The 14418-nt window shown below is 64.0% G+C and carries 14 protein-coding genes and 3 tRNA genes; all 17 read right to left on the bottom strand.

The window, feature by feature from the left end; all coding sequences use genetic code 11:
- The 17 genes from ACWDBB_RS28850 to ACWDBB_RS28770 all read right to left on the bottom strand — a co-directional run bounded on the left by ACWDBB_RS28850 (window position 1) and on the right by ACWDBB_RS28770 (window position 14398).
- Window positions 1-4677 (bottom strand): transglycosylase SLT domain-containing protein, encoded by a 4677-nt coding sequence (locus ACWDBB_RS28850; RefSeq protein WP_449792378.1) that lies wholly within the window; start codon window positions 4675-4677, stop codon window positions 1-3.
- A gap of 13 nt (window positions 4678-4690) precedes the next feature.
- A complete protein-coding gene (locus ACWDBB_RS28845) occupies window positions 4691-5062 on the bottom strand; it encodes a hypothetical protein (protein WP_449792377.1) in 372 nt (123 codons plus the stop codon).
- A gap of 38 nt (window positions 5063-5100) precedes the next feature.
- Complete coding sequence (locus ACWDBB_RS28840; protein ID WP_449792376.1) at window positions 5101-5382, bottom strand: hypothetical protein; 282 nt, start codon at window positions 5380-5382, stop codon at window positions 5101-5103.
- 72 nt (window positions 5383-5454) lie between these two features.
- A complete protein-coding gene (locus ACWDBB_RS28835; RefSeq protein ID WP_449792375.1) occupies window positions 5455-6375 on the bottom strand; it encodes a phage tail tube protein in 921 nt (306 codons plus the stop codon).
- Window positions 6376-7043: 668 nt separating this feature from the next.
- Window positions 7044-7427 (bottom strand): hypothetical protein, encoded by a 384-nt coding sequence (locus ACWDBB_RS28830; RefSeq protein WP_449792374.1) that lies wholly within the window; start codon window positions 7425-7427, stop codon window positions 7044-7046.
- Window positions 7424-7771, bottom strand: coding sequence for a hypothetical protein (locus ACWDBB_RS28825; RefSeq protein ID WP_449792373.1), 348 nt, complete (start codon window positions 7769-7771; stop codon window positions 7424-7426). Before ACWDBB_RS28825 ends, ACWDBB_RS28830 begins: the two co-directional genes overlap by 4 nt.
- Window positions 7768-8094, bottom strand: coding sequence for a hypothetical protein (locus ACWDBB_RS28820; protein WP_449792372.1), 327 nt, complete (start codon window positions 8092-8094; stop codon window positions 7768-7770). Before ACWDBB_RS28820 ends, ACWDBB_RS28825 begins: the two co-directional genes overlap by 4 nt.
- A 355-nt stretch (window positions 8095-8449) precedes the next feature.
- Entirely contained in the window at window positions 8450-9529 is a 1080-nt protein-coding gene (locus ACWDBB_RS28815; protein WP_449792371.1) for a hypothetical protein, read from the bottom strand.
- Window positions 9530-9545: 16 nt separating this feature from the next.
- Window positions 9546-10106, bottom strand: coding sequence for a hypothetical protein (locus ACWDBB_RS28810; RefSeq protein WP_449792370.1), 561 nt, complete (start codon window positions 10104-10106; stop codon window positions 9546-9548).
- A gap of 59 nt (window positions 10107-10165) precedes the next feature.
- Complete coding sequence (locus tag ACWDBB_RS28805) at window positions 10166-11620, bottom strand: phage portal protein (protein ID WP_449792369.1); 1455 nt, start codon at window positions 11618-11620, stop codon at window positions 10166-10168.
- Window positions 11621-11645: 25 nt separating this feature from the next.
- The gene (locus tag ACWDBB_RS28800) at window positions 11646-12713 is read right to left on the bottom strand and encodes a hypothetical protein (protein WP_449792368.1); all 1068 of its coding nucleotides are present in this window, start codon (window positions 12711-12713) and stop codon (window positions 11646-11648) included.
- The gene (locus ACWDBB_RS28795) at window positions 12652-13257 is read right to left on the bottom strand and encodes a hypothetical protein (protein WP_449792367.1); all 606 of its coding nucleotides are present in this window, start codon (window positions 13255-13257) and stop codon (window positions 12652-12654) included. The genes ACWDBB_RS28800 and ACWDBB_RS28795 overlap by 62 nt, the downstream gene beginning before the upstream one ends.
- A gap of 16 nt (window positions 13258-13273) precedes the next feature.
- Window positions 13274-13711: a phage terminase small subunit gene (locus ACWDBB_RS28790; protein ID WP_449792366.1), complete on the bottom strand. Its 438-nt coding sequence runs from the start codon at window positions 13709-13711 to the stop codon at window positions 13274-13276.
- A gap of 51 nt (window positions 13712-13762) precedes the next feature.
- A tRNA-Ala gene (locus ACWDBB_RS28785) sits at window positions 13763-13835 on the bottom strand.
- Window positions 13836-13894: 59 nt separating this feature from the next.
- Window positions 13895-13967 (bottom strand) — tRNA-Trp (locus tag ACWDBB_RS28780).
- A 28-nt stretch (window positions 13968-13995) separates the two neighbouring features.
- Window positions 13996-14070 (bottom strand) — tRNA-Pro (locus ACWDBB_RS28775).
- Between the two features lie 10 nt (window positions 14071-14080).
- Window positions 14081-14398 carry an HNH endonuclease gene (locus ACWDBB_RS28770; RefSeq protein WP_449792365.1) on the bottom strand — a complete coding sequence of 106 codons (318 nt, stop codon included), beginning with the start codon at window positions 14396-14398 and terminating at the stop codon, window positions 14081-14083.
- Between the last annotated feature and the right edge of the window lie 20 nt (window positions 14399-14418).

The following is a 14418-nucleotide window of genomic DNA, read 5'->3' as shown; positions in this document are numbered from 1 at the left end:
CTACATGGCTGACATAACCTCCGCGTACTGGAGGGCGCGCAGAACCGCGCTGGTGGTGTCCTCGCTCTTGGCCTCGTGGATGTGAATCTCGTAGCTCTTTCCCTGGAGCATTCGCCGGGTATCCCCGGTATCATGCACCCGCTCACCTCCACGGAAATTCACCAGCTCTGGCCCGTGCTCGCCAACAAGGCGGAGACCCGGAGACGCGCTGAGCGTTCCGGACCAGTACCCGGAGTTCCCGGATAGGGCCTGTGGCCACCCGGCGCCGTAGCGGTGAGTGGCATAGTTCAGGCCTGCGTAAATCGAGGCAAGGCCGTTCAGTCGGCCAAGATACTTGTACGGGCCGGCGTAGGCATCAAAAGTCGCCTGGATCGTCTGCATGAGACCCGCGCTCGGGCCGATATTCGGATTGAGCGCGTTGCTGTCCCACATGTTGACGGCATTAGGGTCACCACCGGACTCAACCTTGATTCGATGCAGAATCAGATCCGTGTAACTCTGGTCAATGCCTAGCTCGGAAAGCACCCGCTGAACGGTCGGACGCCAGCGGGTAACCTGGTCTCCGGTCGGGTCGAGGTGCCCGCCCACCATGTCCCGCCAATCCAGATCGGAAACCGGGATGGTGGCCGACAGCTTGGAGCCCGAGGAGAAATCAAAAAGGCCCTCGGTGTTTGGCAAGGCCTCCTTGGCGGTGCTCATCACGTCCTCTAGGACGGACCAGGCATAATCGTCTGGCGCGTCGTAGATATCCTTGACGGCCTGGACCATGTCAACGACCTGGTCGACCTCAGCTGTGGCCATATCCCAGACGCCGTTAACGCCTTCCTTTACGGTCCCGATGGGGTCGGTGATCAGGTCCTTTGCACTGCCGACGACCGACTTGATTGAGTCCCAGATCCCACCGCCGAGATTTCCGATGACCTCCTTCAGGGTGTGGGCAGAGAACGTGTCTCCGAGGAAGGCCTTTCCTCGGTTGAGGATGTTGCCGCTGCCCTTCCACACGTCGTCCCAGAAATACTGGCCGAGTACCGGAGAAATACTTCCGCCGACGATTCCGGCGACCTGACCAAGGACCGTAGGAACTCGGCGGAGCATGCTCCACGAGTCCGTAGTCACGAAGCGGTAGATGTCCCGGAACCGGTCTGCGACGCCGCTCCCGACCCACTTTGAGGCGTTAGATCCAACCCGCAGAAGTCCACCCTGGGCCTCGCCGCCGATATCGTCGGATGCCTTGGAGTAGGTCATGACGTTGGCCGCCGCGCTGGCGTACGGGAAAACATTGCTGAGCTGGATTGCGTTGCGGATCTCATCGAACCCAAGCCGACCCGCGATACCGCCGCCGGCGAACCGGGACAGCTGCCCCTTACGGGCAGCAGCATTCCATTGGTGGATCAGCGCCGGCCCGAGAGCCGCGGTGACCTCTGGGCGAAGGATCGCTTCGCCCGGGGAAAGCATTGCTGGGATCGAGTCGACGCCGGGCGCATAGCCCGGGAGTACGCCACCGGTCGCGTACTTCTTTTTCGGTGGCTCAGAGGGCTTCGAAGGGTTGGACGAACCCCCAGAGCTTCCACCGGGAGCCTTCTTCGAGATTTTGTCGATGCTGGCGTCGAGGTTATTGGCGTGGCCGTGCGCCGTACTCAGCGCAGAACCCAGCTTCTCAACCTGCTCCCGGATGCTCGCCAGCGAGCGGCCATTCAGAAGACCTATTCGGCCCGCGAGAGACCCCTCGCCGGTACCCTGACCAATTTTAGTGAACACCGAATCAGCAGCGCCGTGGACATTGGTGAACTCGGCCTTCAATGCGCTAAGCGAGCGCTGATTCAGGAGACCTATTCGGCCGGCCAAGTTCAACGAACCCGTGCCCTGGCCCACCTTTTCGTGGACCAGGTCCACCGAGCCGTGCAGCTGGGTGAACTCGTTACGGAGGCCCGATAGGGACCGCTGGTCGAGCAGGCCGATCCGACCGGCGACGCTGAGCGCGCCGGTGCCCTGGCCAACCTTCTCGTACAGGGAGTTCGCCGCGTTGTGGACTTGGCTGAACTCGCCCTTGAGCTGGTTGAGGTTCTTCCCGTCGAGCTGGCCGACAGCCAGCGACGTGTTCTCGATCTTGTTCTTGAGGTCGCCCACCGAGCCGTGCGCGCTGTCGACAGTCACCTTGAGGGCGGTCAGCTTCTTGTCGTTGAGCTGGCCGATCTCGCGCTGAGCGTCCCTGACGACGGCGGCCAGGCGCTCGGCGTCCTGGCGGGTGTTGGTGAACTCGGCCCGCAGGCCGGACAACGAGGCCCGGTTCAGGGGCTCGATCCCCTGGGTCTGGACCTGGCGGACCTCGCTCCGAGCAGACTGGGCAGCACTCTCTACGCTGTGGCCTCCACCAGACAACTCGCCGATGAGTGAACGAAGCTGGGTGCCGTTGAGCTGCTGGAGGTCTCGGCGGAGCTCAGCAGTCCGAGCGTCCGCCTGGCGGATCTGGGCTTCCAGCTCTCGGATCTCCGAGCGGACCCGGCGCTCGTCGCCGCTGGTGCCTCCGCTCAGCTCGACGCGACGGTTCCGGTAACCCTGAGTGAAGCCTTCTCCGGCTTCCCGACTTTGCAGGCCTGCACGGGTCTGGCGGACGACGCGGGACGCTCCGCGGACCCCACGGCCGGCAGCCATGACCGGAGCAGCCACGACCGAGGCCGCAGTGCCGACCAGCTTGCCGGCCTTGCCGAGCAGCTTCAGCAAGACGCCTGCTGCAATGGCCATGGGGCCCAGGACCGCACCCAGTTCGGCGGCCTTGAGAACCATGTCCCGGAGTGCTGGGTGGGACTCCAGGAATTCGGCGGCCTGCTTGATCCACTTAGTGAAGCGACTCAGAGCATCGATGAACTTCTCGACCATCAGTTTGAGGGTCGGGAAGACATCCTTGCCGATGTCCTGGACGTCATTGAGGAGGCCGCCCTCAAAACGGGTACCCTTCTCGTCCGTAACCTTGTGGCCCATGATTTTCTCGCCAAGGCCGGTGTAGTTGTAAGAGCCGTCTTCGCCTTCGCTGTAAAAGAGCTGGCCAAGGCGGAACTGGGCCTGCTCCTTCATATTCTCGATGCGACCGCTGATCGTCGCACCACCCATGCGCTTTGCGGCACCCTGGATATTGGGGTCGCTCTGCCAGTGCTCCAAGAGCTTCTGGATAAGCTGTTCGCCGGAGAGACCTCCGGTGTCCTTGGCATTCGCCATGAAGTCCATCAGCTGTGCGCTGGCTTCATACGTGTGCGGCGGGTCCAGGTCCGCGCCAGCGTCCTTGGCCTGCTTCTGCTTTGCTTCAAGCTCGGCTGGCGTGAATGCCCGGTCATGAAACCCCACCAGCTTGGCGATCTGCTGGGCCGGAATGCCCGTCGCCCTCTCCAGCTGCTTAAGGTTGCGAAGCGGAGTACGGCCCATGTCCTGGATGACTTCCAGGGCGTACATGCCCTGGGAAACCATGGTCGGGTCGAGGACACCGCCGTAAGCGGCGCTGTCACCGATCATCCGAACCATGTCGACAGATCGCTTGGCGACTTCCTGAGAACCCTCAGCCTTCACCAGCGGATCGGAGCTGGCGAACTTTTCGTTATGAGCTGCATTGGCCCGCGCATATCGCGTGCCATATTTCAGCATGTCATTGACGGAGTACGGGGTCTCAATGCCGTACTGAGTCATGTCCTGGAGGAGGGTATTGACGTCCTTGAGTTCAATGCCCATTCCGCGGAGGCCGGTTTGAGCCGAGATCATGGCGTCAGCGGACTTGACACCAAAGGTCGTTGCAGCCGCAGCTGCAAGACCGAGGGGAGCCACCAGATTATTGGTGATCAGGTGCCCGGACTCGGAAAGCCCCGTACCGAACTTCTCGATGCCTTCGAACGTCTTCTTCCAGCCGCTGCGTATCCGCGTCATGACTGACGTGTGAGCGGTCTCCATATCGGAAAGGGCGTTCCGGGTAACAGCGAGCTGCTGGCGGAGTCCGTCCCGCATAGCGGTGGTCTGGGAAATCTGGTCCCGAATGGCCTGCTGCTGGGCCTGCTGGCGAATCCGAGCAGTCTCCCGAATCGCGGCCTGAGTTTCTCGTTCAAGGCGAAGACGAGTGGCCTCGATCTCCCGGTCGATACGGGCCTCGTCTTCGAGGGCCTGCTGTCGAAGGGCTCGCTCCTCGCGGGCAGTCTGAGCGGCTGCCTCGGCCTGGCGGCGGAGGCTGGTGATGCGTTCCCGCTCCTGCTGCTGAGTCACCCGGCTGCGAGCCGTTGCAGCCTCGGTCTCCTGAGCAACAGCGGTGCGAAGGGCCCGCTGAGTAACCGTGCTGGTCTCCTCGGCGAGCTGCTGCTTCTTGACCTCCAGGTCCCGAGCTTCCTTGAACCGGCGGGCGGCCTCGGCCCCGAACTGGGCCGTCAGCTCCCGCTCGATCCGGGCCAGCGTCTCAGCGGAATCCTTGCCCTCCGACTCCACCGCAGCGGAGGCCTTCTTGGCCGCCGTCGCGGCAGCCTTCGGCAGGGTCTCGAAGCCCTTGGTAGCGGCCGCTGACAGTGCCTTGCCGGCCTCGGCACCGGCTTTCTCCATCTGCCGAGTCATCTCCGCGCGGAGCTTGGCTACCGACTCATTACTGAGACTGGTGCTGATCTCGATATAGCCGGAGCCCACCTTGATCGGGCCGCGGGTAGATGGCGCCATGCGGCCTCCAGGGTCAGAGATTGCTCATGCGGGTGAAGAAGTCGGCGAGCTGGTCACCAGATGCGAAGTCAGGTTCCGGCGCCGGGAGTTCGAGAGCTTCCGCGCCGGGCCGGGGTATCGGCTCGGGAATCGGCAGGTCAGCCGAAGACTCCGAATTGGCCTTGATGAACAGGTAGTTGGAGAGTTCAAGGGCGTCACTCACTCGGGCCATCAGGTGCTCCGCGGTGCCCCACTGCGTTGTCTCGTCCAGTTCGGCCAGGAGAACAGAGCGGCCGGGCTTGTGCATCAGCGAGGAGATCAGCACGTGCACACGACGGAGAGAGAGCCGCCCACGCCAGAGGTCCAGGAGATCGACCCCGTAGAACTCCAGAAGATCGGCCTCCAAGGCCTCGCTGTGCTCCTGGATGACGTGGACGGTGGCGATCAGTTTCCCGAGCCGGCCTGAGCCTGGTTGACCTTGTCGGCGAGGGCCTGGAAGTCGCGGATGGTCGGCCGGGTCTTCCGGTACTCGGCCCAGGCCTCGTCACCGACGATCAGGCGGACCGCCTCCAGCTCGGATTCGGCCTCCAGCAGCTCAAGAGGCATGTCCAGCGGAGCCGGTACCACGAACGTCACGCCTGCGTGCTCAAATGAGCTGGGGGTCTCGGTTGCCTCGGCCTTCACGGCAGCGGTCTTCGAGGCAGCGGTCTTCTTGGCAACGGCCATGGGGGGACTCCAGCATCTAAAAGGGAAAGAATGGGGCCGGGGTATTGCCCTCCCCGGCAGGGCCATCGGCTGTTAGCCGGTCACAACCGTGCAGGTCTTGGAAGAACCCACCTGCGTCTTATCGGCGACGGTGTAGCAGTAATCCACGCCAGCGTGAGTGATCTTGAGTTCGGCGGTTGCCTGACCCTTCGGAATGGTCACGTCGAAATTGCCGTCAGCGTTCAGCGTGGTCTGAAGCTGGAAAGCGCTACCCGCACCATTCAGCAGCTTTACGGTCGCCGGGCTAGTAACGCCGGTTACGGTAACGCGGGCAGTCCAAGAGGATGCCGCCGAATCATTGGATGCGTAACCCGGAACAGCGACCGTGGGAGTGAATGGGGCCGGTGGGGTAACACCACCACTGACGCCCTTAATGTTGTCAGTCGTGAGCACGTAACCCAGGCTTCCATTGGCATCCAGGGCGCTGATGGTCAGCTCATACTTCTGGGCCTCGGTTCGCTGAAGGGTAATCGCGCCGCGGTCAGAAATCATGGCCCGCGGAATCACGCATCGGTACAGAGTGCCCTTCTGAGACCAGTCCACCACCAGGCTGATCTCCTGGAGGTCAGGGGTCGAGGAAAGGTCCAGCCGATAGGTGCCGGTGTCCTCACCCTTATCGTTCTTCACGGCCACCCAAGGGGCGCCCCAGAAAAGCTCACTGGTGAGCTGATTGGTCTCCAGAAGGGTCGCCTTGATCTGCATCGAAGCCGACTTGACGTTGTACAGAATTGGGGTCGCCGACTGCCAGGCGTTAACCGGGTCCGTTTCAATGGACGGCGTAATGGTGACGCCGCCCTCATCGACATAGCCAAACGCCTTGTAGCCGGATGGGACGGCCTTGCCGTCGCCGACATCCACCGGGAGCTGAGTGCTACCGGGCAGGCCATTAGGGGCGGGTGCGACAAAGACGCCGCCGTTGGGAGCGAATCGGATCTTCTGGGCGTCATTAGCCATAGGCTCGGTCCTCCGGGCATGAAAAAAGCCCCGAGGCCGGATGGCCGCAGGGCTTAATTGGGGTGACAAGTAAAAAGCCCCGCCGGAAGGCGGGGCTGGGAGATGGGCGGTGCGCGGGCGGTCGAGAGGCAGTTCACTTGAACCACCGCTCAAACAGCTTAAGGATTTGCTTGGTCAGCTCGTAGGCGTCTCTGCGTCGGTCAGGCCTCCTAGACCAAATGCACGGCAGGAAGATCCCGAAGAACACCAGCAAGAGAAGACTGACGAGGGCCAACCAGAACCACGGAGAGGCTGCGATCGTGGCAGCAGCAGCACTACCAACCAAGATCTTCAGCCCCCGCCTCACGGGGAGGAGGCGCTGGCCATGCGCAAATTCCTTTCGATCAGGGCACCGGTGGCCCCGGCCGTGGCGAAGCACGGGGGATCGGTGCCGGGATGAACACGCCTTCCACGTTCCCTGTGGCGCTGGGCAGTCGTTGGAAGCAGAGCAGCCATTGATCGGATACCTCTGCCTGCGAGAGCGCTCCGTGAGGCCTGGCCTGGCCTAAGTCGCGACTCCGCATGGTGGCAGCGGCGTTAGATATCTTGCCGTCCGTCTGTGATGCTTGCACGACGTGAGGTCGGGCGTCCAGCGGAACTCAACGCGCGGCTGCCGTAGTTGACGGCAGCTAGGTCGCGATGTAGAAGATGCTGGCCTCGCCACCGTACATGTGCTCACGGCTCACGCTGTCCGGATAGTACCGGGGCCGGGAGATCTCGGCGACGTCGAGCACCAGGGCCTCGCCGGCCTCCCGGCCCGGCAACCCCTCCAAGAGGGCCTGGCGGACCAGGAGCGCGAGGCGCTTAGCCTCTGCGCGATCTTCGGCGTACACGTCGTACTCGACGTCCGCTCGGTCCATGCGATCCCGGACCAGGCGGAACCCGCCGGATTCATTCAGGTACACGGTCGTCTGGCCGGCCTCGCGGCCCACCAGGTCCCCGGTGACACTGCCCTGCGGCAGGTCGGAACGCGAACTCAGGTACTCAAAGAGGATGTTGACGGGATCGATCACTCAATCCTCGCCTTCTCCAGAGCTGTCTTGAGGAAGAACCTGCCCGGATGCCGACGGCCTCGCCGGTCCCTCCAACCGCGCTCCTGGAGCATGGCGTGACGGACATCGTGGTCGAACTCGATGACCACCTGGCCGTACCAACCGCTCTGGTAGAGGGTGACCATGGCCTCGATGTTCTTCTTGATCGAGTTCCAGTTACCTCGGGTCGCGCTCGCCCGCGGCGCCTCCTTGATGGCCAGGGCAGCAACGTCCGCAGTGTGCAGCTCGACAATCTCTCGGGCCTGGGGGAGAGACAGAACCTCGCGCTCCCAGTTGCGATCCATCCGAAGGGTGAACCTGGTCATCGGCGGACCCTCACAGCCTTGATGGTGACGTGGGACAGGACGCCGGCCCGCCAGTGGGCGGGCTCGTCCTCGATCTGGTAGGTGATCCCTCGGACCGTGATGCGGTCCGCGGAGTCGACAGCGGCAGAAGGCGGGAGGTAGATAAGGAGCCGGTCAACCGTGGTCTCCCGCTCCGGGGACCGGACTGTGTACGGCCTGCCGGGCTGGACCGAGGCAAACCCCGACCAGACAAGGGTGGAGTTCTCCCAGTCCCGCCGGTTGGTGTACGCGTCCGCCACAAGGGCGGCACGGTGGATTTCTACGGGCTCGGTGTACCGGGGCATGGCGGTACCTCCCGCGTGAGGTGGATAGAGGAGAGGCCTCGCCGGTAGCGGCGAAGGCCTCCTTTGGCAGCCTCGGACAGACCGGTCACGGTGGAGGAGGCCGCGAACTGGACCTCCAGCTCGCCGGTCCTCTCGGCGACCACGCCGGGAGTCACCGAGAGCCAGCGGATCACCTCGTGACAGGTGACCACGCGGAATGTGGCGGGCGGTGCAGCTCGATCCCAACTACCCGTGCAGTACTCAGAGATGAGGGTGGAGACGTCGTCCAAGAGAGCGTCAACCCGGGGCTGCTCGTCCGCGAGGACGGGCCGCCCGAGACGGGCGGCCACGTCTTCAACAGTGGCGAAACGTGTCATCAGCCGGAGGCCGGCGGGGTAGTGATTGCGGCGTTGTGCGTCTTGATCTCCGCCTCAACGCCCTGGGCAACGAGCAGCTGCTCAGGCCGGCAGATCTTCGCGTCGTACAGCACCCGGGACTTCACGGCGCCGGTGAACTTCTTCTCGGGCCGGTAGGCCTCCATCTCTGCGAACGGGACGACGACGGAGACGGCCGAGGTCGAGCCCATGAAGAGGTCGACACTCTTGAACTTCTCGTTGCCCTTCCGGATCACCGGGGAGTTCGGACGGGCGTGGTTGCCCAGCGCGTTGGCGACGATCACGGGCAGGCCGAGGATCGTACCGATCTGGCCGGAGGCCACGACCGAGCCGGAGCCACCGTGCTGGGAGGCATCGATGAACTTCGGGTCGCGCAGCAGCATCGAGCGCATCCGCGGGGAGATGAACAGCCAACGGTCCTGCGGCGCCGAGCGGGTGTCCAGGACTTCCAGCATCGAGACGACGTAGTCATAGACGCTCAGGTGCTCCTTGACGTCCCGGCCGGTGTCGGCCGCCTGGACGGTGGAGATCGGGCCCAGCTCCAGGTTCGGCAGGCCGGAGACGGTGGCGTTGCGGTCCTCCGAGCCGTTCAGGTCCTTGCCGGCCAGTCCCGCGAGCAGGGTGAGGGCCACCAGCTCATCGACGGCGAGCGCAGCGGCCCGGGCGCGCTGGGCAACCAGGTTGGTCATCAGGTCGATGCCGCTCTTGGTCTGAAGCTGGTGGATCGAGTCGATCTCCAGGTGGAACGAACTACCCTTGGCGACAACCATCTTCATGTACTCCAGCGCCGCGTGGTCGGGCGCCGCGATCTCGCCGTAGGCCTTCACCAGGCCCTTGTCGGAGACCGTGTTGTCCACGAAGTGGGGGATGCGGACGACGTCGCCCTCGCGCCTGAACTCGCCCTCGTAGTCGCGATTCGTGAAGGGGGAGGCGCTGAGAACCAGGTGCTCTTCGAGGTCGCTCAGGAGCTGTGCTGTCCAGACCTCGGGGATGAAATGGCCGGTGGTGGTCTGGTACTTACCGGCACCCGGGTTGTTACCGGGCTGGGAATAGAAACTCAAGCAGTTACCTCACGTCTCAAAGGGCGCCGCGCATCAGCGCGTCCAGGAGTCCCGCCTTACGGGCCTCCTGGATTTCCTTGGGGGTCATGCGGGACAGGTCACCGCGGGACAGCTGGCCGGCTCCCGGACCGCCCTGGCGGCCGAGGCCGAGGTTCTGGGCGTAGAGGGGCTTGTCGCCGGATCGGCTCTTGACGAACTCGCCGACCAGGTCCCGGTTGACCTTGCCGTCCTGGTCGAGGAACTGGTTCAGGTCGGTGAAGCGGAGGTCTCCGATCTCAATGCCGGCCTTTGCGGCCTCCGTGGTGATCGCGGCCTCAACCAGCTGCGGGCCCATCTCGGCGAGCACTGCCGTACGGGTGTCGGCCCGGATCTTCTCCGTGGCCTTCTCGGCCTCGGTCATCTGCTCCTGGCGGAGCGCGTCCAGCTCGGCACTGGTGTCGTTCCAACGCTTCTCATTGGTCCGGGAAAGTGCCTTCCACTTGTCAACCTCGGTCTGAAGCTGCTCGACGGTCGGTAGGGTCTGGGAGGTGGAAGGCGGCTGACCCTCGGGGTCCGGGGCCGAAGGATTGGCGGTCATGGGCTACTCCATTCGTCAGAAACGGAAAGGGCCCCATTTCGGGGGCGGGCTTGGCGCGGTCAGACCTTCGAGGCACTGAGCTTCCGGGCGGTGTTGCCGGAATTGCCCTGCGGGGGCTTCGTCGCCGCCTTCTTGGCGTCGAGAGCAGCCGTATCGTGCTGCGGCTGGAGATCGGGGCGCGGGTACTTCTTGGCCAGTTCCATTTCGGCCTTGGCCTCGTCCTCGCGCATCTGCTTGAACCGAGCGATCTGCTGCGGTGTGTAACCGGCATCAGAAAGGAGCTGGTCCATGGGAACGCCGATCATCTTCAGCTTCAGCAGGGCATCCATGTGCTGGGCCTCGGTGCGGTTTTCCGGGTCACGCCAAATGACCTCGGCACCCCAGGCTTCTGCCCGCTTATCCCGGAGGACCTTGAAGCAGAGGCGCATGACGCGCTCCCAGGATTCCCCGAAATGGAGCATGCGCTCACGGGTCTTGGCAATGAGGCCGGCCTCGGCAGCCGTGATACTTTCGCCGGACGGGACGACGCCGCCGTTCAGGAAGTAGTGGAACGGAATTCGGCTGGTGCTGGCCATGTGCTGGACCAGCATGTCCGTCAGTTTCACATAGTTGCCGAGGTCGGCGGCGTCGAACTGGCCGAATTTTGCCTGGGGGTCCTCGGCCTGGAGAAGCTTGTCGACAGCGACCTTGAACGGTTCCACGGGGTTACCCGCGGCATCCTCCATGATTTCAAGGCCGGTCACGTACTTCTGGGGCCAGGCCGCGAACTCGGAGGCTAGTAGCGCATCCGAAACAACCTTGTTCGTGGCGTCCTGGAGCGGGATTACCGAGGCCAGGTCGGAGAACGGGTTGCTGGTTAGTCGGGACCGGTTGTTGAGCGGCACCACGGGGACTTCCCCGAGCGGATTCCGCTCCGAAGAGGCGGCACCCTCGGCCCAGCCGAAGGTGCCCGCTTGCCAGGTGTAGATCCGGTCAGGGAGCCAGAGTGTTGCCCATTCTCGGCCCCAGTCGTCCGAGAAGAATTTCGCCGCTGCATCAAGCTGCCGGCGGGAACCCGGTTTGTACTGCACAACCAGGTGCTCGGCCGACTCCATGGTGATCGTCGGTCGACCGTCCTCGCCCGCCCACACCACGGCGTAGGCGGAGCCCTGGACCATGGCGTCCAGGTGGCCGGCGTTGGCCTCGGCGTCCATGAAATTCCGCTGCCAGATGTCCCGGGCATCCTTGTCGGCATCCGGTTCGTCGGTCATGCGGAACCCGTCGATGGACATCCGTTCATTGACGGAGTCGATGATCAGGCCGCAGAAATTGTCCCGCCACTTCTCGAAGACGTGGCCGAACTCGTTGATGTGCCGGGCCTGGGCGTAGGCCAGCCGCTGATGGTTTCCGTCATAATAGTCCGAGTAGAATCGGAACTTCGGCCGGTCCCGAATCAGCTTGCTCTGGAGATAGTCGAGCCACTCGCGTGGGGTGGTCGGTGCGAAACCGATCCCCGGTATCGAAAGTCCTGGCAATAAGACCCCTCTCTCTGCGGGGTCTTCAGAACCCGACTACGCGCTTGCGCTTAACCTGCAATCGACCATCGGCAATGGCATCCGCACGGGCCTCGAAGGCCAGGATTGCGCAGACCGCGAGGTCAATTTTTTTCTTGGATCGGGGACTGTCCTTGGTAATGAGGATTCCCTGTGGGACCTCTCGGGTTACCGCATTCAACACGTGACGCGTCAAATCCTCGTCACCGTCTTGGGAAAGATCCTGGACTGCAACCGCGGAATGGAATCGCTCGGTGGCCTGGACCATGCGGGTAGGCCGGTTAGTCCAGTACTCGAAAACACGGTCGGCGCCGTGCTCGATCGACCACCGGCCGATGGCCTCCTGCCAGTACGGCGGATCGGCGTACATCCACTCGACCCGGTAATCCCGGAAGGTTCGGCCGACAGCGGCCTCGACCGCCAGAACGTCAACCTCCCAATCCGGTTGATTCGGGTCGCGGGGGTTCTCTTGGAGGTGGATCGTGAAGAGCCGGCCGTCCCGGAGGCGGCAACCGACAATCCCGGTTGCGTCGCCTCGGAGAGAACCATCGAAGCCGATGGCGATCTGGTCGCCGGGGCGAATAGGGTCGTCCTCGGCGAAGCACGCCAACCAGGCGTCCTTGGAGATCCAGCCGTCCGCATTCTCCTGAATCCGGTTCAGATAGAAACGGTAAGCAACTGCCGGGGGAGTACGGGGGTCCTGGATCGCATCGGCGATCCCGTCGACATCGACCCAGGTCGAATCACCGTAGGCCGCGCAAACCGCTGCGACGACCTGTTCGCGGTCCTTGAAGTCGATTTCCCCAAGGGCCTCGACGCAGTCGTAGAGAAGGCGCCCGGCACCCGCCAGGACGGCTTCGTGGGTGCGCTGGGCAATGGACGCCTCATTCGGGTTGTAGGCGTTGGTCGTCTCGATGAGCCGACTGCCGGCACCCGCCGTCTTCTGGACGTTGCGGTCCAGGGTCTCCCAGACATAGACACCCTGATTGGATTCAATCCAGTGGTGTACCTCGTCACAAACAACGAAGACATGGCTCGGCCCCCAGCAGGAATGCTTCTGCCGGGGGCCGACCAAAGGTAGGCCTCGCCCCCTCAAGACCGCGCGAGGAGGACGTGACGGGCTCAATACGGCCGGGGCGGCCGTCCTTGAACTGGATCAGCCCCTTACCGATTTCGATGCCGTATTCGGCCTCAGCAGGGGATTCCGCGAGCATGCCGCGGATCATGTCCCGAGTGTTGGCCGTCTGGTCGAGGCTGGTGGCAGCGATCTGCACCAGAGGCAGCGGGACGCGCTTTCCAACCGGCATGCCGTTCTCGTCGAAGTGGGAGAACCGGCACGGGCCGATGAATTCTACGATGCAGAGTGCTGCGAGAAGAGGAGTCTTGCCCCAGCCTTTCGCGCGCCGAAGCGCGGCCGACCGATAGAGCCACCGCCCCTGGTCATCAATCGCATACATCCACAGGACGAAGCGAAGCTGCTCGGGACTGAAGCGGAACGGCTTGCCGGCGTTCTCGCCGTCGGGCTGGAGAATGTACTTCTGGGCCCACCGGATGATCTGGTAGCCGAGGGAGCGGGACGGGTGCGGGACACCCGGGGGGATGTTGCCGGTCTGCGGCACCCAACCACCCCCTTGTTCAGCTGTCCTGCTGGTGCTCCTCGCTGAGGAGCTTGAACAGCTCCTCGTCCAGGTCGTACGCCTCGGCCGGGGCCTGGTCGGCGTCCTCGGCCTGGTCCTGGTCCTCGATCTTCATCCGGAGGCGGGCTCGATCCTCGGTCGTGGCGCCCCACTTGCTCGTTCTCTGCCGGATCTCCCCGGCATGCCGAAGGTCGCCCTGGTACAGGGCGTCCACCAGACGGGTAGTGATCTCCAGTTCGGCCCAGTCGGTCTCAACCCATGCCACCGACTGCGGCGAGGTCGCCCAGGTCCGCCAGAACCTCTTGGCCCCGGCCGTTTTGATCCCGAGGCCGCGGGGGAGTTCTCGGCCGGGCTGGGCGCCAGCGCGTAGCTCCTGGGCGTGCGGGTGCTTGTTCCGCCGAACGGCGCTGCTCTTCGGCTGCGGCCCTCGTGTCACGGTGCCACCTCCGGGGACGACGAAGCCCGCCACCAGGGTGGGCAGTTGAAGTGTGCTGGACCGGATTCGAACCGGTGCCGCCTCCCTGCTCGGGAGGAGTCCTAGGCCGCTGGACGACCAGCACCGCCCCTCTGTCCCCTGGTACCGGGGGAGTTTCGGGGCCTGCGGGAGCGACCCGCACGGCAGGAGTGAGAGGACTTGAACCTCCGGCGAACGGCTTTGGAGACCGCTGCTCTGCCAACTGGGCTACACCCCTGAAGCCCGTGTTACGCGGCACGGACATCGTCTGGACGGCAGGACTCGAACCTGCGACCTCCCGCTCCCAAAACGGGCGCTCTACCAACTGAGCTAGGTCCAGATCGCCAGGGCTCATCCCCGGCTGTACGTCTTCGAACGGTGACACGGCTTACAGAGCGTCCACAGGTTCTCCATCGCCCAGGAACCGCCCTGGGCCACCGGAACCAGGTGATCAACCTCCAGGGCCTCGCGAGTTCCGCAGCGCTGGCACCGCCAACGGTCCCGGGCGAGTACCCGGACTCGACGGGACGACCAGTCGCCCGGCCGGCTCGCGTTGCGGGCCGAGGTCCGATCCCAGGAGCGACGGAGCTGGTGGCCGACACACCGGCCGTCGCGGGTTGTCCGGGAGGTACACCCGCTCACCAGGCAGATAGATGCGGCTCTGGGCATGGTCACCTCCCGGTGGTCTG

The sequence above is a fragment of the Kitasatospora sp. NPDC001095 genome, assembly GCF_053598615.1.
This window is presented reverse-complemented; position numbering and strand designations above follow the sequence as displayed.

Coding starts and splice junctions, on each gene's coding strand:
- ACWDBB_RS28835 (WP_449792375.1), bottom strand. CDS start 6,375: ATGGCTAATGACGCCCAGAAGATCCGATTCGCTCCCAACGGCGGCGTC.
- ACWDBB_RS28840 (WP_449792376.1), bottom strand. CDS start 5,382: ATGGCCGTTGCCAAGAAGACCGCTGCCTCGAAGACCGCTGCCGTGAAG.
- ACWDBB_RS28850 (WP_449792378.1), bottom strand. CDS start 4,677: ATGGCGCCATCTACCCGCGGCCCGATCAAGGTGGGCTCCGGCTATATC.
- ACWDBB_RS28810 (WP_449792370.1), bottom strand. CDS start 10,106: ATGACCGCCAATCCTTCGGCCCCGGACCCCGAGGGTCAGCCGCCTTCC.
- ACWDBB_RS28825 (WP_449792373.1), bottom strand. CDS start 7,771: ATGACCAGGTTCACCCTTCGGATGGATCGCAACTGGGAGCGCGAGGTT.
- ACWDBB_RS28820 (WP_449792372.1), bottom strand. CDS start 8,094: ATGCCCCGGTACACCGAGCCCGTAGAAATCCACCGTGCCGCCCTTGTG.
- ACWDBB_RS28770 (WP_449792365.1), bottom strand. CDS start 14,398: ATGCCCAGAGCCGCATCTATCTGCCTGGTGAGCGGGTGTACCTCCCGG.